At 73.4% G+C, this 22457-nt stretch carries 15 protein-coding genes and 1 pseudogene; 11 read left to right on the forward strand and 5 right to left on the reverse strand.

The window, feature by feature from the left end:
* Positions 1-97: 97 nt before the first annotated feature.
* Together J7462_RS26655 and J7462_RS26660 are read right to left on the reverse strand one after the other, a co-directional pair.
* Positions 98-1261: a sorbosone dehydrogenase family protein gene (locus J7462_RS26655; protein ID WP_219468035.1), complete on the reverse strand. Its 1164-nt coding sequence runs from the start codon at positions 1259-1261 to the stop codon at positions 98-100.
* 70 nt (positions 1262-1331) lie between these two features.
* Positions 1332-3137, reverse strand: a complete 1806-nt coding sequence (locus J7462_RS26660; protein WP_219468038.1) for a GAF domain-containing SpoIIE family protein phosphatase — start codon at positions 3135-3137, stop codon at positions 1332-1334.
* A 165-nt stretch (positions 3138-3302) separates the two neighbouring features.
* Here J7462_RS26660 and J7462_RS26665 point away from each other — a divergent pair, with 165 nt between their 5' ends.
* Complete coding sequence (locus J7462_RS26665; RefSeq protein WP_219468040.1) at positions 3303-4229, forward strand: 2-hydroxyacid dehydrogenase; 927 nt, start codon at positions 3303-3305, stop codon at positions 4227-4229.
* 136 nt (positions 4230-4365) lie between these two features.
* Here the strand turns inward: J7462_RS26665 and J7462_RS26670 are convergent, their stop codons facing one another.
* A complete protein-coding gene (locus tag J7462_RS26670; protein WP_219468043.1) occupies positions 4366-4740 on the reverse strand; it encodes a PH domain-containing protein in 375 nt (124 codons plus the stop codon).
* A 178-nt stretch (positions 4741-4918) separates the two neighbouring features.
* Here J7462_RS26670 and J7462_RS26675 point away from each other — a divergent pair, with 178 nt between their 5' ends.
* Positions 4919-7480: an EAL domain-containing protein gene (locus tag J7462_RS26675; protein WP_308291042.1), complete on the forward strand. Its 2562-nt coding sequence runs from the start codon at positions 4919-4921 to the stop codon at positions 7478-7480.
* A 30-nt stretch (positions 7481-7510) separates the two neighbouring features.
* On the opposite strand, the gene J7462_RS26680 is transcribed toward J7462_RS26675, so the two are convergent.
* Complete coding sequence (locus tag J7462_RS26680) at positions 7511-8530, reverse strand: LacI family DNA-binding transcriptional regulator (protein WP_219468045.1); 1020 nt, start codon at positions 8528-8530, stop codon at positions 7511-7513.
* 386 nt (positions 8531-8916) lie between these two features.
* Between J7462_RS26680 and J7462_RS26685 the strand changes: the two genes are divergently transcribed.
* The 8 genes and pseudogenes from J7462_RS26685 to J7462_RS26720 all read left to right on the forward strand — a co-directional run bounded on the left by J7462_RS26685 (position 8917) and on the right by J7462_RS26720 (position 20409).
* Positions 8917-10197 (forward strand): ABC transporter substrate-binding protein, encoded by a 1281-nt coding sequence (locus tag J7462_RS26685; RefSeq protein ID WP_219468048.1) that lies wholly within the window; start codon positions 8917-8919, stop codon positions 10195-10197.
* Between the two features lie 41 nt (positions 10198-10238).
* Positions 10239-11246: a carbohydrate ABC transporter permease gene (locus J7462_RS26690; protein WP_374197550.1), complete on the forward strand. Its 1008-nt coding sequence runs from the start codon at positions 10239-10241 to the stop codon at positions 11244-11246.
* 130 nt (positions 11247-11376) lie between these two features.
* Positions 11377-12237: a carbohydrate ABC transporter permease gene (locus J7462_RS26695; protein WP_219470743.1), complete on the forward strand. Its 861-nt coding sequence runs from the start codon at positions 11377-11379 to the stop codon at positions 12235-12237.
* Positions 12234-14705 (forward strand): glycoside hydrolase family 2 protein, encoded by a 2472-nt coding sequence (locus tag J7462_RS26700; RefSeq protein WP_219468051.1) that lies wholly within the window; start codon positions 12234-12236, stop codon positions 14703-14705. The genes J7462_RS26695 and J7462_RS26700 overlap by 4 nt, the downstream gene beginning before the upstream one ends.
* Positions 14706-14899: 194 nt before the next feature.
* Complete coding sequence (locus tag J7462_RS26705; RefSeq protein WP_219468054.1) at positions 14900-16942, forward strand: FAD-dependent oxidoreductase; 2043 nt, start codon at positions 14900-14902, stop codon at positions 16940-16942.
* Between the two features lie 240 nt (positions 16943-17182).
* Entirely contained in the window at positions 17183-18112 is a 930-nt protein-coding gene (locus J7462_RS26710) for an acetyltransferase (RefSeq protein WP_219468057.1), read from the forward strand.
* A gap of 186 nt (positions 18113-18298) precedes the next feature.
* Positions 18299-18631: pseudogene (locus J7462_RS26715) on the forward strand (ArsR/SmtB family transcription factor); the annotation flags it as partial.
* A gap of 113 nt (positions 18632-18744) precedes the next feature.
* Positions 18745-20409: a SulP family inorganic anion transporter gene (locus J7462_RS26720; RefSeq protein WP_219468060.1), complete on the forward strand. Its 1665-nt coding sequence runs from the start codon at positions 18745-18747 to the stop codon at positions 20407-20409.
* Positions 20410-20533: 124 nt separating this feature from the next.
* Here J7462_RS26720 and J7462_RS26725 read toward each other — a convergent pair whose 3' ends face one another.
* Positions 20534-21004 carry a DUF2690 domain-containing protein gene (locus tag J7462_RS26725; protein WP_219468063.1) on the reverse strand — a complete coding sequence of 157 codons (471 nt, stop codon included), beginning with the start codon at positions 21002-21004 and terminating at the stop codon, positions 20534-20536.
* A gap of 140 nt (positions 21005-21144) precedes the next feature.
* On the opposite strand from J7462_RS26725, the gene J7462_RS33450 reads away from it, so the two are divergent.
* Positions 21145-22206: a helix-turn-helix domain-containing protein gene (locus tag J7462_RS33450; RefSeq protein WP_219468068.1), complete on the forward strand. Its 1062-nt coding sequence runs from the start codon at positions 21145-21147 to the stop codon at positions 22204-22206.
* Positions 22207-22457 lie beyond the last annotated feature (251 nt).

Consider the following 22457-nt stretch of genomic DNA (forward strand, 5'->3'; position numbering starts at 1 on the left):
AGATTCTGACCTGCCCACTGAAAGATCTTGGCAAACCTGGCGGACGGGCAGCCGATCCGCCCGGTACCTGCCCTGCTGTCCGACCGTCGGCGTGTCGTCAGCTCCGGCCGGCACCACCGTCGGCGAAGACCAACCGCAGCAGCCGGTCGTCCTCCGGCACCGGCTGGCCCCGCCCGTCGTGGTTGGAGGTGGAGACCCAGAGCGAACCGTCCGGGGCGGCGGCGACCGCCCGCAGCCGACCGTACTTCCCGGTGAGCAGTTCCCGGGGTGCGCCCAGCACGGTGCCCGTGTCGGTCAACTCCACCAGCCAGAGCCGCTCGCCGCGCAGGCAGGCGGCGGCCAACAGCCGGCCCGTCGCGGCCAGCCCCGAGCAGGACGCCTCGTCGGTGCCCCACTGCACGATCGGGTCGACGAACCTGCCGTCACCCGCCTGACCCTCCACCGTCGGCCAGCCGTAGTTGGCGCCCTTGTCGATCCGGTTGATCTCGTCCCAGGTGTTCTGTCCGAACTCGGTGGCGTACATCCGCTTGCCCGCGTCCCAGGCCAGTCCCTGCACGTTGCGGTGCCCCAGCGACCAGACCGGCGAGCCGGGGAACGGGTTGCCCGGGGCCGGCTTGCCGTCCGGGGTGATCCGCAGGATCTTGCCGGCCAGGGTGTCCCGGTCCTGCGCGGCGGCCCGGTCACCGGCGTCGCCGGTGCTGACGTAGAGCTGCCCGTCCGGGCCGAAGGCGAGCCCACCGCCGTTGTGGTTGCCGGCCTTCGGGATGCCGGTCAGGATCGGCGTGGGTGCGCCACCCAGCGTCAACCGGGCTACCCGGTTGTCCTGCTCGGTGGTGTAGTAGACGAACACCGACCGGTCCTGCGCGTACGCCGGGGAGACGGCGATGCCGAGCAGCCCCGCCTCGCCGGACGCGGCCACCCCTGGCACGGTCTGCGCCGGGGTGACGGTCAACCCCTGCGGCCCCGACTCCGGCCCGACCTTGAGGATCCGGCCGCTGTCCCGTTCGGTGACCAGCGCCGCCCCGTCGGGCAGGAACGCCATCCCCCACGGCACCCGCAACCCCTTGGCCAGCACCGTGGCCACCACCTGCTGCTCGGGGGTGTTCGCCGACGCCGACGGGGTCGGCAGGTTGGGTGGTTCACCGGCCGGATCGGGATCCGGCGGGCCTAGACTGCACCCGGTCAGCAGCAGCGCGACACCGGACGTCGCCAGGGCCGCGCGGACCCGGGCGGTGCGGGGGTACGGGAGACGGGCGCTCACCCGGCCCAGCCTAGCCCGCGAATCGGGGCCCGCCGGGCCACCGGGAACGGCCCACCGGTCGGCGACCGCCTCAGCGGGCCCGTACGGCCAGCAACGCCACGTCGTCCTCACGCCGCTCCTCCGAACCGAGCAGCAGGTCGCACAGGTCGGCGGCGGGTCGGACCCCGGCGGCGGTGACCCGTTCGCACAACTGCGCCATGCCCTCGTCGATCGGCTGGTCCCGCCGCTCCACCAGCCCGTCGGTGTAGAGCAGCAGGGTGTCCCCGGGGGCGAGGAGCACCCGTGCCCCGGTGCGGGGGACCGGCCGGGTCAACCCCAGCAGCGGTTCCCGCCGACCGTCGAGCAGCCGTACCGTGCCGTCGGCGGTGACCAGCAGCGGCGCGGGATGGCCGGCGTTGCACCAGGTGACCGCCACCCCGTCGGGGACCGGCCGCAGTCGGGCCAGCACCGCCGTGGCGGCGGTCGGGATGCGCAGCCCGGAGATGGTGGCGTCCAACCGCCGCATCAGCTCGTCGACCGGATCGGTGCGCCCGTACGCGTTGCCCCGGACGAGGTTGCGCAGCTGACCCATGGTCGCGGCGGCCTCGATGTCGTGGCCGGCGACGTCCCCGATCGCCGCGACCAGATCGCCGTCGGGCTGCACGAAGGCGTCGTACCAGTCGCCGCCCACCTCCACCCGGTCGGCGGCCGGCTGGTAGCGGGCCACCAGCTCGACCCACGGGCTCTGCGGCAACTGCGGGAGCATGCTGTGCTGCAGCACCTCGGCGACGTGCCGTTGCTCGCCGTAGATCCAGCCGTTGCCGACCGCCTGCCCCGCACGCCGGCCGATCTCCAGCGCGGTGCCGAGGTCGTCGTCGTCGAAGGCCCGCCGGTCGGGCCCGGCGACCAGGGTGACCGCGCCCATCGCCGTACCCCGGCCGGGGGCCGGCACCGGCACGGTCAGGTGTGAGGCGAAGCCCAGCCGCTCGGCGAGGGTCACCAGCTCCGGCTCGTCGCTGGCCTGCCGGACGTCGTCCAGGTCGGCGACGTGGCGCAGCACCGGCTGGCCGGTCCGCAGCACCGTCCGGGTGATCGAGGCCGGGCCGAGCCGGCGCAGCGCCAGCTCGCCGAACCGGGCGGCCTCGGCGGCGCGGGCCGGATCGCGGTGCACGGTGTTCACCCACCGGGGGGTGCCAGCCTGGTCGACCAGGGTCACCATGGCCCAGTCGGCCAGCAGCGGCACCACCGCGTCGGCCAGCCGCGCCACGGCCGTCTCGACGTCGAGCGTGCCGGCCAGGGTTTCGCTCAGCGAGGCGAGCAGGTTGAGCCGGTCGTGCGCGTGTTCGACCAGCCGGCGGGCCTGCTGGGCGGCGTCCAGGGCGATCCGCAGCCGCAGCTCCGAGGAGCAGGCCGCCGCCAGGTCGGCAAGCGTCCGCAGCTGCGCCTTCGTCCACGCCCGGGGTTTGCTGTCGATCGCGCACAGCGAGCCGAGCACCCTGCCGTCCAGGTCGGTCAACGGCATCCCGGCGTACGCGACGACACCCAGTTCCGGCACGGCCAGGTTGTCCCGGACCCGGGGGTAGAGCCGGGCGTCCGGCAGCACCAGTGGGATCTCGGTGTCGATCACGTGTTGGCAGAACGAGTGGCTCAACGGGGTCTGCCGGCGGGCGGCCCACGGGTCGGGCAGCCCGACCGCGCCGGGAAAGAACTGCCGGGTCTCGGTGACCAGGGAGACCAGCGCCACCGGCACGTCGAGCAGGTCGCTGACCAGCCGGGCGAACCGGTCGAACGCCTCGTCCGGCGCGGCGTCCAGCCCGGTGTCGGTCAGTGACCGCAGTCGGGCCGGGTCGGCCAGCGCGGCGATCCCGACGGCTGGCCGTTCGCTGCGCTCGGTCATCGACCACCTGTCTGCCTGGATGGGGGACGCCGATCGACGTCCGACCCCCGGTTATACCCGCCCCGACCGTCGCGCGCCCGGGGAGGTGGGCGACATCGCCCGGTGCGGCGTCGGTGGGCCGGCCCCTCGGAACAGCCTGCCGACGGAGGGCTATCGTCGGCACGCGTGAAGGTATGGATTCCGCATCCTGTCGGTGTCGAGCTGCTCGGGGCGGTGCCGGCCGGTGTCACCGTACAGCCGTGGACCGATCCGGAGAATCCGCCCGGCGACCCGACCGGCGTCCGGTTCTGGGTGCCGCCGTTCCTGGCCGGGGTGGACACCACGGCGATGCTGGGCCGGCTGCCGGAGCTGGCGGTGGTGCAGCTGCTCTCCGCCGGGGCGGACGCCTGGTCCGGCCGGGTGCCCCCCGGGGTGACCCTGTGCGACGCCCGGGGGGTGCACGACGCCGGTACCGCCGAGTGGGTGGTCACGGCGATCCTGGCCCAGCTGCGGGGCTTCCCGGAGCTGGCCCGCGCCCAGTCGCGGCGGGAGTGGGCGTACGACCGGGTCGCGCCGACCGACGAGCTGACCGGCAAGCGGGTGCTGATCGTGGGGGCCGGTTCGATCGGTGCGGCGGTCCGGGCCCGGCTGGCCCCGTTCGACGTCACCTTCACCCTGGTCGCCCGGACCGCACGGCCGGCGGAGGGGGTGCACCCGGTGACCGAACTGCCCCGGCTGCTGCCCGAGGCCGACGTGGTGGTGCTGCTGGTGCCGTTGACCGAGGCCACCCGGGGGCTGGTCGACGCGGGTTTCCTGGCCGCCATGCCGGACGGGGCGCTGCTGGTCAACGCCGCCAGGGGCCCGGTGGCGGACACGTCGGCGCTGGTCGCGGAGCTGACCTCCGGCCGGTTGCGGGCGGCGTTGGACGTGACCGACCCGGAGCCGCTGCCCGCTGACCATCCGCTCTGGGAGTTGCCGAACGTGCTGCTCACCCCGCACGTCGCCGGCTCGGTACGGGGGCTGCTGCCCCGTGCGTACCGGCTGGTGGGGGAGCAGTTGCGGCGGTTCGTCGCCGGGGAACCGCTGGTCAACACGGTGGTCGACGGCTACTGACGCCGTCGGTCGCGACGGACCGGTGGTGGTCGCGGACCGGTGGTGGTCGCGGCGGACCGGTGGTGGTCGCGGGCCGGTGGTGGTCGCGGCCCGGTCGGGACCGGCCGGGCCGGCCGGCCCGGCGTGGACCCCGGGGTCAGTGGGCCTCGGGCAGGGACTGGCCGGTGATCGAGATCAGGCGGGGCAGGTCGACGCCCCGGACCGCCGGCAGGGGCAGGTGCTGCCCGTCGGCGAGCCGGACGACGGCCCGGCCGCGCGGGTCGGCGGCCAGCTCGACGACCTGCTCCCAGGGGATGCGTCGCCTCCCGGCCAGCGCCCGCAGGCGCAGCTCACGCGGGTCGGCGTCGGTGCCGGAACGCCAGGCCCAGATCGCGACGGTCAACGGGACCAGCAGCACCGGCAGCAGGTACCACCGGGCGGCGGCCAGGGGCAGCGCGCCGATGGTGGCGATGACGGCCGCGACCAGGATGGCCTGGTTGTGCCGGAAACGGATGGTGTCGGCGCGACTCACCCCCCGATGATCCCACCCCTGACCGGGATGGTTCCGGCCGGGCGGTCGACCAGCCGGGGACGACCGCGGCTGGTGACGCGGATCACGGTCGGCGGGCATAACCCGTGTGGTGGCGAATCGTTGAACCGCTAACCCCCGTCATACCGCCCCGTGTTTCCCCCTCACGAAGGCGACCGCCGTGACCGTCGCTCACCTCCTCCGTCGCTTCCCGTCCGCGCCGACCACGCTGTCGGTGCTGGTCGCGCTCCTGGCCGGTGCCAGCCTGGCCGGTCTCCTCCGGCCACTGGCGGCGACCACCATGGCCGGCGCGGTCGGTTGTGCCCTGGCCACCGTCCGGCTGTTCCGGTCGGCCGCCACCTCCCGGCGGTCCCGCCGGGCCGCCGCCCCGCTCAACGTCGCGGTGACGGTGGCCGGGCTGACCGTGGCGGTGTTGCCACTGGTGCCGACGTCCTGGCGGGCCGGGGTCGTGGCGACCGGGTTCGGCGCGGTCACCCTGGCCGGTGCGATCGGGCTGCTCCTGCTGCCCGGCCATGTCCGGTTGAGCTCCCGGGCCCGGCTGCGCCGTGGGGTGGACGTGCTCGGGTCCGGCACCGCCCTGCTCTTCGCCGGCTGGGTGCTGGTCCCGCCCGGCCCGGTGCCACCGGTGGTCCGGGTGGTCACCGTGGTCGGCGCGGTCGGACTGGCCGGGCTGCTGGTGAGCGCGCTGGCCGACCGCCGTCGTCGCCCGGGGGCGGCCCGCTGCCGGGTCGGGGTGGCGGCCGTCCTGCTCGGGCTGGCCGTCCTGGTGGGGCTGTTCGCCTACCGGGCGTCGGAGGTGTCGCTGCTGACGGTGGTGCCGCTGCTGGTCGGTGGGGCGTTGCTGACCGCGGCGGGGATGGCCCGGGTCGCGGCGGGCGACCCGGCCGACCCGGCGGGTCCGCCGCCGGCCTGGCCCCGGGTGACGGCACCGGCGGTGGTGGCCACCGTGGCGGCGGGCGGGCATCTGGCGTTCGCCGGCGGGTTCACCCCGACCGCTGTCCTGCTGGGGCTGGCGGTGATCCCGTCGCTGGTGGCCCGGGAGTTGATCTCCGTGACCGACAACCGCCGGTGGGCCGGGCGGCTGGCCGCCCGGGAGGCGTACTTCCGGACGTTGGTCTCCGGGGGCCGTGACCTGGTGGTGGTCCTCGACGACGGGCTGCGGGTGCAGTGGCTCTCGGCGGCCGGTGAGCGCTGGTTCGGGCTGCGCCAGGACGACGTGTGCGGGCTGCCGCTGGCCGGGTTGCTGCACCCCGACGACGCGCCGGGGGTCCTGGCCCGACTGGCCGCCCGGTCCGACGGCGGTGCGCCGCCGCTGCTGGTGGCCCGGATGCGTACCGGCGACGGCGGCTGGCGGGAGATCGAGTCGACGGTGAGCGACCAGCGTGCGGTGCCGGAGGGGGCCGCGGTGGTGCTGCACGTCCGCGACGTCGGGGACCGTCGCCGACTGGAGCGGGAGCTGCGGCGGGTCGCGGCCACCGACCCGCTCACCGGGTTGGCCGACCGGCAGGAGCTGCTGCGTGTGCTCGGCGCGCGGGGTGGCCCACCCGGTGCCCTGCTGCTGGTCGACGTGCACGTGCCCGTCCCGACGCAGGGTGGTCCGGCGCCGGTGGGCAGCGACGCCCTCCTGGTCACCACCGCCCGCCGGCTGCGCGACGTGGTCGGCCCCCGGGACCTGGTCGCCCGGTTGTCCGCGGAGGAGTTCGCGGTGGTCACCGACGCCGGGTCGGTGCCGGCGTACGCGTTGGGCGAACGGCTGCTGGCCGCATTGACCGAACCGTGCCTGGCACCGACCGGGATGGCCCGGTTGCGGGTCGGCGTGGGCCTGACCGAGCTGACCGGGGCGGCACCGCAGGACGTGCTGCGCCAGGCCGACCTGGCCCGTCGCCGGGCCGTGCAGCTGGGGCGCAACCGGATCGAGTGGTACGACGCCTGCCTGGAGGAACAGCTGGTCCGTCGGCTGGACCTGGAGCGGGAACTGCCCGGTGCGGCGGCCCGGGGTGAGCTGGACCTGGTCTACCAGCCGGTGTTGGCGTTGGCTGATCGGCGGCCGGCCGGCATCGAGGCGTTGCTGCGGTGGCGCAGCCCGGTGCTCGGCACGGTGCTGCCGGCCGAGTTGCTGCCGGTCGCCGAGGATCTGGGTCTGCTCGGTGAGTTGGGGCGGTGGGTGCTGGACCGGGCCTGTCGGCAGCTCGCCGACTGGTCGACCGGGGGGCGGGAGCTGTGGTTGGCGGTCAACCTGACGTTGGCCGAGCTGTTGGCCCCGGATCTGGTGCCCCGGGTGGAGGCGGTCCTGGCCGGGCACGGCTTGCCGGCGGAACGGCTGGTGCTGGAGATCGCCGAGTCGAGGCTGGGCGCGGACCTGCCGACGGTGGTGGCCCGGTTGGCCGGGCTCCGGTCGATGGGGGTGCGTGTCGCGTTGGACAGTTTCCGGGCGGAGCACGCCTCCCTGGCGCAGCTGCGTCGGCTGCCGATCGACCTGCTCAAGGTGCAGCCCCGGCCGGCCGGGCCGGATGCGGAGACCCGCCCGCTGATCGACGTGGTGGTGGGCCTGGGGGAGCGGTTGGGGGTGACCGTGGTGATGGCGGACCTGGAGTCGGAGCCGGAGGTCGACCGGGCGACCCGGGCCGGCTGCCGGTACGGCCAGGGCTTCGCGTTGGCCCGTCCGGCCACCGCCGAGCGGGTCGAGGCGTACTTCGAGGAGTTCCCCACGTCCTCCCGGTGACCTGCGCCGGTACGAGTTGACTTAACCGGTTCACCTGACCTGGGGCGGTGCGGTGCTGCCGCGCGGGGTCAGGTGCGCCGTCTCGTCCTGGAGCCCGCCCACCGACTCCCCGGCGATGACGGCGAGCAGTTGGCGGGCCGCGTGCGCGCCGTAGGCGGGAATGTCCCGGCCGAGCGCGGTCAGCGGCGGGTGCACCAGTTGGCACAGGGGCGAGTCGTCCCAGGCCACGATGGACAGATCGGCGGGTACGCCGAGGCCCATCTCCTGCGCCACGGAGAGCCCGGCGATCGCCATCACGTCGTTGTCGTAGATCACCGCGGTCGGGCGTCGGGCGGAGCTGAGTAGCCGCCGGGTGGCGCGGGCGCCCTCCTCGCCGGTGTAGTCGGACCACACGGTCGCCGCGTCGGTGAGGCCGAGCCGGCCGCACACCTCGGCGAAGGCGTCGGTGCGGATCTCGGTGTGCAGCAGCGAGGGCAGCCCACCGACCCGGGCGATCCGTCGGTGGCCGAGGGCGACCAGGTATTCCACCGCCTCGGCCAGCGCCGCCGCGTCGTCGGCCCAGACGTGGGCCAGGGTGCCGGTGTGCCCCGGCCCGCCGATCACCACGGCGGGTAGTTGCAACTCCTCCAGGGCGGGCACCCGGATGTCGTTGGTCCGCAGGTCGCAGACGAGGACGCCGTCGACGCGCCGCTCGGCCCACCAGCGTCGGTAGACCGCGATCTCCGCCTCCTGGTCGGCGACCACCTGGAGGGTCAGGGCGTACGACCGGGCGGAGAGTTCGGCCTCGACACCGCTGATCAGCTCCATGAAGAACGGTTCGATGCCGAGTATCCGGGCCGGTCGGCACAGGGCCAGGCCGACCGCGTCGGCGGTGGCGCCGGAGAGTGCACGGGCGGCGCTGCTGGGGCTGAAGCCGATCTCGGCGGCGATCGCCAGGATGCGTTGCCGGGTGGCCTCCGAGACCCCCGGTTGCCCGTTGAGCGCGTACGACACCGCGCCCTTGGACACTCCGGCGCGTCGGGCGACGTCGGCGATGGTCGGCCGCTTCACCGGTGTGTCTCCTCCACTTCTCACGGCCTGGGTGGGCCGTCGACGGGGGCCGGAATCACCGGCGGTGCCCACGCTACCGGTGCCTGGTCCGGTCGACGCTCCCGGCCGGGGTGCTCCGCCATTACCGCTGAGCGGGATTCGCTTGCCCGGTTAAGCGTACGCGGCGGGAGGTGCGTGGTGGCGGTATACCAGCGCGCCGAGCAGGGCGGAGAGGCACTCCGGCCCTGCCCTCGCGGTTCGATGGGCACGCCCAGGTTGCCGGTTCGAGGCGCTGTTGACCGGCCGTTGACACCGTGTGGGGTGGCCCGTACGGTGGCCTCACTTATCCGGTTCAGTCAACGCCTGTCGATGTCATGGGCGTCCCCGATGTGTGCGCGGAGGATGAGATGAGACGGTCCTGGACCCACTGGGCGCGCGCGGCGGCGGTCGGCGTCGTCAGCCTGACGATGATCGCCGCGTGCAGCGGCCGGAGCGCCACCGACTCGGGCGGCGGAGGCGGCCAGGTCACCCTGAAGATCAATTTCTGGGGCGACTTCGGTCTCCAGGACCTCAAGACCCGCTACGAGGCCGACCACCCCAACGTCAAGATCCAACTCAACTCGGGCGAGTACAACGCCCAGCACGAGGATCTCCAGAAGAAGCTCGTCGCCGGTTCCGGCGCGGCCGACATCGCCGCCATCGACGAAGGCTTCATGGTCCAGTTCCGTAGCCAGTCCGACAAGTTCGTCAACCTGCTCGACAAGGGCGCCGGCTCCTACGAGAGCAAGTACCTGCCGTGGAAGTGGAAGCAGTCGTTGTCGGCAGACGGCAAGACCCAGATCGGCCTCGGCACCGACGTCGGCGGCCTGGCCATGTGCTACCGCACCGACCTGTTCGCCGCCGCCGGGCTGCCCACCGGGCGGGACCAGGTCTCCGCCCTCTGGCCCACCTGGGACAGGTTCATCCAGGTCGGCCAGGACTACACCGGCCGGACGAAGAAGAAGTTCCTCGACTCCGGCACCAACCTGTTCAACCCGATCCTGGGGCAGCAGCCCGTCGGCTTCTACGACGAACAGGAACAGCTCCGGATGGAGCAGGGTCCCAAGGTCGCCTTCGACTACACGATCACGGCGGTCCAGGCCGGACTGTCGGCCAACCTGGCCAGCTTCCAGGCCGACTGGGACAAGGGCTTCACCGCCGGCTCGTTCGCCGTCCTCGCCTGCCCGGCGTGGATGCTCGGCCACATCAAGGACACCGCGCCCGGCACCCAGGGCAAGTGGGACATTGCCGCAGTGCCCGGTGGCGGCGGCAACTGGGGTGGCTCGTTCCTCACCATCCCCAAGCAGGGCAGGCACGTCGACGAGGCGTACCAGCTGCTGGAGTGGCTGGTCCAGCCGGAGCAGCAGATCGAGATCTTCAAGAAGGTCGGCAACCTGCCCTCGCAACCCGCGCTCTACGCCGACCCGGCGATCGCCGAGTTCAAGAACCCGTTCTTCAACGACGCGCCGGTCGGGCAGATCTTCCCCAGGATGGCGCAGGGGCTGACCCCGCAGTACCTGGGCAGGAAGAACGGCCCGACCCGGGTGGCCGTGGAGAACGTCATCAACCGCGTGCAGAACAAGACCCTGAAGCCGGATGCCGCCTGGGCCGAGGCGGTCAAGGAGGCCGAGAAGGCCGGCAGGTCCTGACCGTCCGCAGCCCCGTCCCGTCCCGGCCCCGGAGGTGTCCCGTGCCCACCACCCGAGCCGCGCCGCCGTCGAGTCACCGCCCCGGGTCGGCATCCGCCGCCGGGACGGGTCGCCCGTCCGGCTGGCGCGACCGGCTGTACCGCTTCGACATGCGCTACCTGCCGTACCTGATGATCGCGCCGTTCTTCCTGCTCTTCGGGGTGTTCGGGCTGTTCCCGTTGCTGTTCAACGGGGTCGTCGCGCTGCGCAACTACCGGCTCGACGACCCGACCCTGCCCTACTGGGCCGGCGTCGCGAACTTCACCCGGCTGCTCGGCGACGAGGACTTCTGGAACGCGCTCTACAACACCTTCGGCATCTTCCTGCTCTCCTCGGTGCCCCAGTTGCTGCTGGCGCTGGTGGTCGCGTCGCTGCTCAACCGCAAACTGCGGGCGCAGACCTGGTGGCGGGTCGGGGTGCTGCTGCCGTACGTCACCCCGATCGTCGCCTCGACGATGGTGTTCAGCGCGTTCTTCTCCCGCAGTTTCGGGATGGCGAACTGGCTGCTCGCCGAGGTGGGCATCGGCGCCACGGGGGACGCGGCGATCGACTGGCGGGCCGACAAGCCGCACGCCTGGATCGCCATCGCCACCATGGTCAACTGGAAGTGGATCGGCTACAACGCCCTGCTCTACCTGGCCGCCATGCAGTCCATCCCGCGTGACGTCTACGAGGCGTCGGCGATCGACGGGGCCGGCCCGTGGCGGCAGCTGTGGCGGATCACCGTACCGATGATCCAACCGGTGATCGTCTTCACGGTGGTGTTGTCCACCATCGGCGGGCTGCAACTGTTCACCGAGCCGATGCTGTTCGACCTGAACGCGCAGGCCGCCACCGGCGGACCGAACGGCGAGTGGCAGACCATCGCCCAGCTCATCTACAAGGTCGGCTGGAAGGACCTCAACCTCGGCTACGCCGCCGCGATGTCCTGGGCGCTCTTCCTGATCATCCTGCTGGTGACCGGCCTCAACACCCTGCTGACCAACCGCCTGTCGGGCGGTCGCCGGTGAGCGCGAGGAACGCAGCGCAGCGGAGTCCCGCAGTCGCGAACGGAAGGGGACACCGGTGAGCGCGAGGAACGCAGCGCAGCGGAGTCCCGCAGTCGCGAGCGGAAGGGGATCGGTGAGCGCGAGGAACGCAGTGCGCCGGCCCGCGCTGTCGGGGCGCGCGCCGCAGGACACCCCGGCCGGTCTCGGCACGTACCTGCTGCTGTCGTTGACCTTTCTGTTCGCCGCGTTCCCGCTGTACTGGATGTTCGTCATCGCCACCAGCGACGACGAGGCGCTGGCGAAGCTGCCCCCGGCGGTCGTCCCCGGCAACCGGTTCCTGGCCAACCTGGAGGAGGTCTTCTCGCTCCAGGACGTCTACTTCGCCGCCTCCCTGGTCAACAGCGTCATCGTGTCGACCGTGGTGACCGCCTCGGTGCTGTTCTTCTGCTCGCTGGCCGGGTTCGCCTTCGCCAAGCTGCGGTTCCGGGGCAGCGACACGCTGATGCTCCTGGTGGTGCTCACCCTCACCGTCCCCAACCAGCTCGGCATCGTCGCGCTCTACATCGTGATGGGCCGGCTCGGCTGGAACGGCACCCTGCTGGCGGTGATCGCGCCCGGTCTGGTCACCGCGTTCGGGGTGTTCTACATGCGGCAGTTCATCGTCAACGGCGTCCCGGACGAGCTGGTCGAGTCGGCCCGGGTCGACGGGGCTACCACCATGCGGATCTACCGCAGCATCGTGCTGCCGGCGATCCGCCCGGCCCTGGCCGTGCTGGGCCTGCTCACCTTCGTGGCGACCTGGAACGACTTCCAGTGGCCACTGATCACGCTCAGCGGCACCGACTACCCGACCTCGATGGTGGCCGTCTCCGATCTGGCGAGTGGCAACTACGTCATCTACCGTCGGGTGCTCGCGGGGGCGTTCATCGCCACGGTGCCGCTGCTGGTGATGCTCTTCGTCGGCGGCCGGCAGATCGTCCGGGGAATCATGGAAGGCGCGGTGAAATCGTGAACCGTCTGGCGTTGCACGAGGGTTGGCAGTTGCGCGCGGTGTCCGGGCCGCAGGTGCCCGACGCCGTCGCCGGGCGGTCGATACCCGCCACCGTGCCGGGGTGTGTGCACACCGACCTGCTCGCCGCCGGCCTGATCGACGACCCCTACCTCGACGACAACGAGACGGCGTCGGCCTGGATCGGCCGCACCGACTGGGAGTACGCGGCCACGTTCGTGCACCGGCCCGGCGACGACGACCGGGTCGATCTGGTCTGCGCCGGGTTGGACACGGTCGCCACGATCACCCTCAACGGCGTCGAGGTCGGCCGCACCGCGAACATGCACCGGTCGTACCGGTTCGACGTGGCCTCGGCGTTGCGGCCGGGGGAGAACACCCTCGCTGTCCGGTTCGACTCGGCGTACCGCTATGCCGGGGAGCAGCAGGAACGGCTCGGTGACCGGCCCAACGCCTACCCGGAGCCGTTCGCGTTCATCCGCAAGATGGCCTGCAACTTCGGCTGGGACTGGGGGCCGACGCTGGTGACCGCCGGGATCTGGCAGGAGATCGGGTTGCACGCCTGGTCCACCGCCCGGCTCGGCACCGTCCGTCCACTGGTGACGGTCGTCGACGGCTGGGGCCGGGTCGAGCTGCACGTCGAGGTCGAGCGGGTGGCCGACGTGCCACTGACCGTCCGCGCCGAGGTCGCCGGGGTGACCGGCGAGGCGACCGTCGCGGCCGGGCGGCGTACGGCCGCGCTGACCCTCACCGTCGCCGACCCCGAACTGTGGTGGCCCCGGGGGTACGGCGCACAGCCGCTGCACCCGCTGGTGGTGACCCTGGCGTCGCCCGACGGCACCCCGTTGGACACCTGGTCACAGCGGATCGGGTTCCGTTCGGTACGCCTGGACACCACCCCCGACGCCCACGGCACCCCGTTCACCCTGCACGTCAACGACGTGCCGGTGCTGGTGCGGGGGGTCAACTGGATCCCCGACGACGCGTTTCCCACCCGGGTCACCCGGGACCGGCTGGCGCACCGGTTCACCCAGGCCGCCGACGCCAACGTCAACCTGCTGCGGGTCTGGGGCGGCGGGCGTTACGAGTCGGGCGACTTCTATTCCCTCGCCGACGAGCGGGGCCTGCTGGTGCAGCAGGATTTCCTGTTCGCCTGCGCGGCGTACCCGGAGGAGGAGCCGTTCGGCACGGAGGTCGAGGCGGAGGCGCGGGAGCAGGTGACCCGGCTGGCCGGGCACCCGTCGCTGGTGCTGTGGACCGGCAACAACGAGAACATCTGGGGCTGGCACGACTGGGATTGGCAGGAGCCGCTGGCCGGGCGCACCTGGGGGCGGGGCTTCTATCTCGACCTGCTGCCCCGGGTGGTGGGCGAGCTGGACCCGACCCGCCCGTACTGGCCGGGCAGCCCGTGGTCGGGTGTCGAGGACATCCACCCCAACGACCCGGCGCACGGCACCACCCACATCTGGGACGTCTGGAACACCGACGACTACACGAAGTACCGCGAGTACGTCCCCCGGTTCGTCGCCGAGTTCGGCTACCAGGCGCCCCCGGCGTACGCGACGCTGCGCCGGGCGTTGTCCGACGAGCCGCTGGCGCACGACTCGCCGGGGATGGCCCACCACCAGAAGGCGGCCGACGGGGACGCCAAGCTGCGACGGGGTCTCGACGCGCACCTGCCCGCTCCGGCCGACTTCGACGACTGGCACTACCTGACCCAGCTCAACCAGGCGCGGGCCATCCAGCTGGGGGTGGAGCACTTCCGGTCGCACCGGGACGTCTGCTCCGGCACCATCGTCTGGCAGCTCAACGACTGCTGGCCGGTCACCTCGTGGTCGGCGGTCGACGGTGACGGTCGCCGCAAACCCCTGTGGTACGCGCTGCGCCGGGCGTACGCCGACCGGTTGCTCACCGTCCAGCCCCGCGACGGTGGGCTGGCCCTGATCGCGGTGAACGAGACCGGCACCCCGTGGCGGGCCCCGGTGACGGTGACCCGGTCGACGTTGACCGGCGAGCCGAGGGCGAAGACGTCGTACCCGCTCGACGTGCCGGCGTACGCGGCGGTGGCGGTGCCGTTGCCGGCGGACCTGGCGGTGGCGGAGGAGGAGCGCCGGGAACTGCTGATCGCCGAGGCCGGTGCCAGCGCCGAGCGGGCGTTGTGGTTCTTCGCCGAGGACCGGGACGCGCAGTGGCCGGCGGCCCGTTTCGACGCGACGGTGGAGCCGGTCGTCGGCGGGCAGCGGGTCCGGGTCACCGCGCGGACCGTGCTGCGTGACCTGACGCTCTTCCCGGACCGGCTCGACCCGGCCGCCGAGGTCGACGCGGCGCTGGTCACCCTGCTGCCGGGGGAGTCGGTGACGTTCACGGTGACCTGCGGTGCGCCGCTGGACCCGGCGGCGTTGACCGCCCGGCCGGTGCTGCGCTGCGTCAACGACCTGCTCGACGACGCGGCCCCGGCCCCGGAGGGCTGACGGGACGGCCCGGGGTGCCCGTGCCACGGGTCCGGCCCGGCCACCCCGACCCAGGCCGGTCGGCAGCCCGAGCCCTCCTTCCCGTCGGGTGTGGGGCAGGAGGGGCCCTTGACAGCTCTGACCTGATCAGCGAGGGTCGATGCGTTCCGGGTGCGGCGGCGCGCTCCTCCCCTCGTCTGCGAAGGGCAGCCGTGATGTCGCCTGCGTTCACCCGCCGTCAGCTGATCCGCCTCGGCGGGGCCACCCTCGTCGTCGTCGCCGGCACCGGTCCCGGGCTTCCCGCCCTGGCCGCCGGCACTGGCTTCGGCCTGCCGGCCCTGGCCGCCGGCACCGTCACCGCCGACCTGGTGGTCTACGGGGCCACCTCGGCCGGCATCGTCGCCGCCGTGCAGGCACACCGGTTGGGGCGCACCGCCGTGATCGTCGAACCGGGCAGCCACGTCGGCGGGCTCACCACCGGTGGGCTCGGCTACACCGACAGCGGCACCAGCGCCGCCATCGGCGGTCTCGCCGGGGAGTTCTACCGCCGGGTGTACGCCAGGTACCAGGGTGTCCCGGTCACCCCCGATTCGCCGATGCGGCTGGTCTTCGAGCCGCACGTGGCCGCCGGGGTCTTCGACGAGCTGCTCACCGAGCACGGGGTGCCGGTCTACCTGAACGCGCGGCTGACCACCGTGCAGCGCAGTGGGGACCGGATCACCGGCCTGGTCACCGACAACGGGCAGCTCTTCACCGGCCCGATGTTCGTCGACGCGACCTACGAGGGTGACCTGATGGCCGCCGCCGGGGTGGCGTACACGGTCGGGCGGGAGGCCAACACCGCGTACGGCGAGACGATCAACGGGGTGCAACTGCGCGGGGCACACCAGTTCACCCTGCCGGTCGACCCGTACGTGGTGCCGGGCAGCCCGGCCAGCGGGCTGCTCCCCGGCATCTCCGCCGCCCCGGTCGCGGGCAACGGCACCGGTGACGACCGGATCCAGGCGTACAACTTCCGGATGTGCCTGACCCAGGCCGCCGGTCGGGTCCCGTTCCCGCAGCCGGCCGGCTACGACCCGGCCGACTACGAACTGCTGCTGCGGTACGTGCAGGCCGGGTATACCGGGCCGTTCTTCACCACGCAGAGCGTCGGTGGCGGGAAGACCGACTCGAACAACACCGGGGCGTTCTCCACCGACTTCATCGGCGTGAACTACGCCTACCCGACGGCGACCCGGGCGCAGCGGGACAGCATGGTCGCCGACCACCTGACGTACCAGCAGGGGCTGATGTGGTTCCTGGCCAACGACCCCCGGCTGCCGGCGTCGGTCCGGGCGGGGGTGGCCCGCTGGGGCCTGGCCGCCGACGAGTTCACCGCCACCGGCGGGTGGCCCCCGCAGCTCTACGTCCGCGAGGCCCGCCGGATGGTGTCGGCGTACGTGATGACCGAGCGGGACTGCCGGGGCAGCGTGCGGGCCGCCGACTCGGTCGGGTTGGCCAGCTACACCATGGACTCGCACAACTGCCAGCGGGTGGTGGTCGACGGGTTGGTGAAGAACGAGGGCGACGTGCAGGTCGGGGTGCCCGGCCCGTACCCGATCAGCTACCGGTCGATCGTGCCGACCACCGGGCAGTGCGCCAACCTCCTCGTCCCGGTCTGCCTGTCGGCCAGCCACATCGCCTACGGCTCGATCCGGATGGAACCGGTCTTCATGATCCTCGCCCAGTCCGCGGCGACGGCGGCGCTGCTGGCGGTGGATGCCGGGGTGCCGGTGCAGCAGGTCGACGTCGCCGCCCTCCAGGCCCGGTTGCGCCGGGACGGGCAGATCCTGAGCTGGCCGCCCACCGCCGACGGCGAGATCGTGGTGGACAACCGGGCAGCCGGAGTCACCCGGGCCGGGGTCTGGGTGAGCAGCACCGCCATCGGCGGTTACTGGGGGTCGGACTACGAGCACGACGGCAACACCGGCAAGGGTGTCAACCGGCTGCGGTTCACCCCTGCCCTGCCGACGGCCGGGAGTTGGGCGGTCCAGTTGCGCTGGACGGCGGACCCGAACCGGGCCGGCAACGTCCCGGTCGACGTGGTGCACGGCGGTGGGGTGACCACCCGGGTGGTCGACCAGCGCGCGTCGGGCGGGCAGTGGGTGTCGCTGGGGACGTACCAGTTTCCGGCGGGGACGGCCGGCAGCGTGCTGATCCGCACCGAGGGCACCGACGGGTACGTCGTCGCCGACGCGGTCCGCTTCCTGCCGGCCTGACCCGTGCTCATTTCTCGAAGACGGCGAGGGCGTTGAGCCCCGGCCCGGACTTCAGGGTGCCGACGATCCGCAGCCCGTGCTGGTTGCCACGGCGGATCATGGAGTACGCGTAGAGTACGTTTTCGCGGCACGCCGTCGAGCCGGAAGGAGGTCAGAACAATGTCCGATGTTCTGCGCCCCCTCCGCGTCCCGGCGTCCACGCGGATCTGACCGGGGCGTTCGCTTTCCGGAGGATTCCCCATGACCGACCTGGTCATCCGCCCGCTCGTCGCGGGCGAGGAAGATCTGTTCGAGTCCATGCCCGACCCGCTGCCCCAACTGCGCAAGGTCGGTTACGCCGACGGTGTCGCCGGGGGTGGCTACCGGCCCGAGCGCACCTGGATCGCCCTGCGGGACGGCCGGGTGGTGGGCCGGGCCGCGTGGCTCCTGCCGCCCGGAGCTGTCGGTGCGCCCTGGCTGGACCGCTTCGACCTGGCCGCCGGGCCGGAGGTGGGTGCGGCACTGCTGCGCGCGGCCCACGAGGCGCTCGGTGGTCCGCACCGGTACTACGCCGGCCTGCCGGCGCACTGGCGGCGTCGACCGGAGGTGTTGGCCGTGGTCCGGGCACCGCTGGCGGCGGCCCGGCTCGCCGGGCTGGTCGAGCGGGGTGAGCGACTCCGGTGCTCGTGGGCGGGCACCCCGCTTCCGGCACCCTCCGGCCGTCGCGCCTTCCGCCCGGCCACCGACACCGGCGAGATCGACGCCCTGGTCGCCCGGATAGCCGACCCGGACGTGCTGACCGGCCGCGAGATCGCCCAGGCGGTGGCCGGGGTGGACCTGGCCAGGGATCCCCGGGCCTGGCTGGCCGGCCCGGCCACGACCTGGCGGGTCGCCCTGGCCGCCGGGGAGCCGGTGGGGTTGGCCGGGGCGGCCGGGGACGCCTGTTTCCCGATGCTCGGCTACGTCGGCGTGCTCGACCCGTCGGCGCGCGGCGACCTGCTGGCCGACTCGGTCGCGGCGTTGGCGGCCGACGGCGCCCGGGAGGTGGTGGCCGACGTGGACGCCCACCGGGTGGCGGTGGTCGCCGAGCTGGAACGTACCGGTTTCCGGCAGTTGCGCTCCCGGTTGATCTTCGCGCCGGCCGGCGGTGCGCTGTCGGCGTCGACCAGCGATCCGGGGCGGCCACGCTGACCACTGCGGCCGTGCTTGGTCGGCAGGGCGTCGACTGATCGTTGCGGTGTGCCCCCGGCAGGTACGCCGGGGGCGCGCCGCGCGATCCGGGCCCCGAAGCGGGAGTCACGAACCACGCGACAGGTGAATTGAAGAATTGTGCAAGTGCTAAAGTCTTCACGTCGTCGAACGGGAAGAAGGTCGCCGGTGTCGGTGCCGCTGTACCAGGCCAAGGCGGAGCTGTTCCGCACCCTCGGTCACCCCGTACGCATCCGGGTGCTCGAACTCCTCCAGGACGGGCCGAAGCCGGTCCGCGACCTGCTCGCCGTCATCGAGGTCGAGCCGTCCAACCTGTCCCAGCAGCTCGCCGTGCTGCGCCGGGCCGGCATGGTCACCTCCTACCGGGACGGCCCGCTGGTCATGTACTCGCTGAGCACCCCCGACGTGGCCGACCTGCTGGCCGCCGGCCGACGCATCCTCGGCACCGTCCTCACCGACCGCGACGCCCTCCTCGACGAACTCCGCGCCGGCACCGCCGACCCGGTCGCCGGCAGCACCGCAGCCGTACCCGCCGCCGGACCGTCCGATCCCGTCGTGGCCGGCGACGGGCCCCGTACCCCCGCCACGAACGGCCCACCGACCCGGCCCGGCCGGTGAGCGTCGCCGCCGTCGCCGACCGGGTCCTCGGCCTGCTGCCCGACCGCGCCGACTGGCAGGCGGTACGCCGGGCACCCCGCCGGGACCTGGTCGCCGGGCTGACCGTGGCCGTGGTGGCCCTGCCGCTCGCCCTCGCCTTCGGCGTCACCTCCGGGCTGGGGGCGCAGGCCGGGTTGGTCACCGCCGTCGTCGCCGGGGCGGTGGCGGCCGTGTTCGGCGGCTCCCACCTCCAGGTCTCCGGCCCCACCGGGGCGATGACCGTGGTGCTGGTGCCGGTGGTGCAGCAGTTCGGCCCGACCGGGGTGCTGATGGTCGGCGCACTGGCCGGGCTGCTGCTGATCGCCCTCGCCCTGGCCCGCCTCGGGCGGTACGTCCGCTACCTGCCCACCCCCGTCATCGAGGGCTTCACCGCCGGCATCGCCGTGGTCATCGCCCTGCAACAACTCCCCGCCGCGCTCGGGGTGACCGACGCGCACGGCGACCGGGTCTGGGCCGTCGCCGCCGACGCGGTCGCCCGGTTCGTCGTGCACCCCCGGCCGGTGGCGTTGGCCGTCGCGCTCGGGGTGGCGGCGCTGATGCTGCTCGGCGCACGCTGGCGGCCCGGCGTACCCTTCTCGCTGCTCGGGGTGGCCGCCGCCACGGTGCTCGCCGAGACCGCCCCGGTCGAGCTGGTCCGGATCGGTGCGCTGCCGCAGGGGTTGCCCGCGCCGTCGCTGGGCTTCCTCGACCCCGGCGCGGTCGGCGTGCTGCTGCCGTCGGCGCTGGCGGTGGCCGCGCTCGCCGCGCTGGAGAGCCTGCTGTCGGCCACCGTCGCCGACGGGATGACCGTCGGGCAACGGCACGACCCGGACCGGGAACTGTTCGGTCAGGGCCTGGCCAACCTCGCCTCGCCGCTGTTCGGCGGCATCCCGGCCACCGCCGCGATCGCCCGCACGGCGGTCAACGTCCGCGCCGGGGCGTCGTCGAAACTGGCCGCGTTCACCCACGCGGTGGCGCTCGCCGCGATCGTCCTGGCCGCCGCCCCGTTGGTCGGCCGGATTCCGCTCGCCGCGCTGGCCGGGGTGCTGCTCGCCACCACGGTACGCATGGTCGAGGCCGGGTCGCTGTGGGCGTTGGCCCGCGCCACCCGGGGCGACGCCCTGGTGCTGGTGCTCACCTTCGTCGTCACGGTCGCCTGGGACCTGGTCACCGCCGTCGCCGTCGGGGTGGCCGTGGCGGTGGTGATCGCGCTGCGCGCGGTGGCCCGCAGCGCCCGGCTGGAACAGGTCCCGCTCGACCGGGGGGAGCACAGCGCCGAGGAGCACGCCCTGCTGGCCGAGCACATCGTGGCCTACCGGCTGGACGGGCCGCTGTTCTTCGCCGCCGCGCACACCTTCCTGCTGGAGCTGTCCGAGGTGGCCGACGTCCGGGTGGTCATCCTGCGGATGTCGCGGGTGTCGGCGCTGGACGCCACCGGCGCGCACGTGCTCGGCGACGCCGTCCGGCGACTGCGGGGCCGGGGGATCACCGTGCTGCTCTCCGGGATCACCCCCGACCACGACCAGGTGTTGGCGACCCTCGGGGTGGCCGACGAGCTGCGCCGCGACGGGCTGGTCTTCGCCGACACCCCGGCGGCCATCGCCCACGCCCGGGACCTGCTGCGGGGCACCGTCACCACCTGACGGTGGTCGGCCGGCGCACGCGGCGGTGGGCGACCACCGTCACCCACCGCCGCCCGGTGGGCGGCGCGCACCTCGCCGCCCCGGCCGGCCCGCAGCCTCCCCGGTCAGGCCGGAGCCGTAGCGGTCAGGCGCAGAGCGGCGTGCTGGTGTACGTGGTGCCGTTGTAGACGACCTCGCCGACCGCGCAGATCGTCGAGTTCTGGCCGTCAAGCTGGTCGCCGTAGTACTGGGCACCGGTGCCGCCGTACCACGGCGTCGACTTGCGCGGGCTGTCCCGGTAGGCGGTGACCTGGACCCGGTTCGGGGTCACCCGGTTACTGATCTTGCCCCAGTTGGTGCCGCAGGTGGCGCTGTACCGCAACTCCACCACGGCCAGCGTGGTCGCGCCCTTCATGATGTACGCCGGCTGGCTGGTCGCGTTGCGGGCGTCGGCCGAGCACTGGGTGTTGATCGGGTCGGTGCCGTCGCAGCCGGTGGTGGGGCAGCCGGCGCTCGCCGGGCTCGCCACGAGCAGGCTCGCGGCGACCAGGGCGCTGGCGGCCAGGGTGGCCAACGTCCGGTGGACAGCCCTCGACGTTCGGGGTGCGGTGGTCATCGTTCCTCCGATGTGGATGGTCGACTTTCGGACCGGGTTGGGTCGACTCCCATCTCTACCTTCCGTCGACAGTCGTCTCTACGCTGTGTGGCGTTGGACAATCAATAGCCGGCGCTGGTCAATCAACCCGAGGAGTCACGGTGGCCCGGACGGAGCGCCCGCTCGATCCCGACGCCGACCCGGTGCAGGCGTTCGCCGCCGAGCTGCGCAGCCTGCGCGACCGGGCCGGCCGGCCGACGTACCAGGCGATGGCCCGCCGGGCCCACCGGTCGTCCAGCTCGCTGTCCGAGGCGGCCGGCGGCCGGAAGCTACCCACCCTGGACACCACCCTGGCGTACGTCCGGGCGCTCGGCGGCGACGAGACGGCCTGGGCCCGGCGCTGGCACCGGGTCGCCGCGAGCACCCCCGATCCGGCGGCCGACGACCGCGCACCCGGCACCGCCGAGTCCCCGCCCGCTGCCGATTCCCTGCCCGCCGTCGAGCCCTCGCCCGTCGCTGGTTCCCCGCCTACCGTCGAGCCTCGGCCCGCCGTCGGGTCCTCGCCTGCTACTGAGCCCCCGCCTGCTGCCGAGTCCTCGCCCGGCGGCCGACCGGCGCTTGCGGCGCCGGCCGGTCGGTCCGATCGTCGGCTGCTGCTCCCCGCTGCCGGGGCGGGCCTGCTCATGGTGCTCGCCGTCGGCCTGGCCTCGATCGGCTGGCGCTCCGTCGACCAACCGCCGGTCACCTCGGCCACGTCCGGCCCACCCGCCGGGGTGCCCGACCCGACACCCACCGGGTCCGCTTCCGCCCTGCGGGTGCACGACGGGGCGGACCCCAAGGACGCCGGGTGTGCCGCCGACCCCGCCGTCACCACCGTCGACAGCGCTGCGGTGCTGATCGACGAGCGGGTGATCGGCCTGGTGGAGCTGAGATACTCACCGGTCTGCGGGGCGAGCTGGCCCCGGTTCATGCCGGCCCCGGCGGGCACCCCGACCGTGCCCCGGCCGGCCCGGGTGGTGCTCGCCGTCACCGACGGGGACACCCCGGCCCGCAGCCACGACTTCACCATCGACTACGCCGGCATCTCCGCCTACGGCAACCTGCTCACCAGCACCCGGACCTGCGTCTGGGCCGAAGTGCGGATCACCGGCGCGGGCTGGACGTCACCGCCGGCCCGGACCGGCTGCTACCGGGGCGCCACCCAGGTCCGCCCGATCCCCTGAACCCGCCCCGGCAGCCGTCCCGGTCATTCCCCCGGCTGGCCGATGATGGGAACGCGGGAGCCGCCTGACAGAACGCAGAACTCGCTCGGGCGGGAACTCTCGCTGTGCATAGTTGCGACTACGGTGGGACCGGCGCGAGCGCCAGCACGCGGCCCGTGAGGAGACACCACCGAGTATGACCGTGAACGGGTACCTGTCATGATCGACCGATTCGCGCGACCCCCCGCGTCCGCCCGGGACACACTGGCCGT

The organism is Micromonospora sp. RL09-050-HVF-A (assembly GCF_019374995.1).
Taxonomy (GTDB): domain Bacteria; phylum Actinomycetota; class Actinomycetes; order Mycobacteriales; family Micromonosporaceae; genus Micromonospora; species Micromonospora antibiotica.

Bases quoted from the DNA above. Each gene is read 5' to 3' on its own strand.
- J7462_RS26725 (WP_219468063.1), bottom strand. From the start codon at position 21,004: ATGACCACCGCACCCCGAACGTCGAGGGCTGTCCACCGGACGTTGGCC.
- J7462_RS26705 (WP_219468054.1), top strand. From the start codon at position 14,900: ATGTCGCCTGCGTTCACCCGCCGTCAGCTGATCCGCCTCGGCGGGGCC.
- J7462_RS26685 (WP_219468048.1), top strand. From the start codon at position 8,917: ATGAGACGGTCCTGGACCCACTGGGCGCGCGCGGCGGCGGTCGGCGTC.
- J7462_RS26710 (WP_219468057.1), top strand. From the start codon at position 17,183: ATGACCGACCTGGTCATCCGCCCGCTCGTCGCGGGCGAGGAAGATCTG.
- J7462_RS26660 (WP_219468038.1), bottom strand. From the start codon at position 3,137: ATGACCGAGCGCAGCGAACGGCCAGCCGTCGGGATCGCCGCGCTGGCC.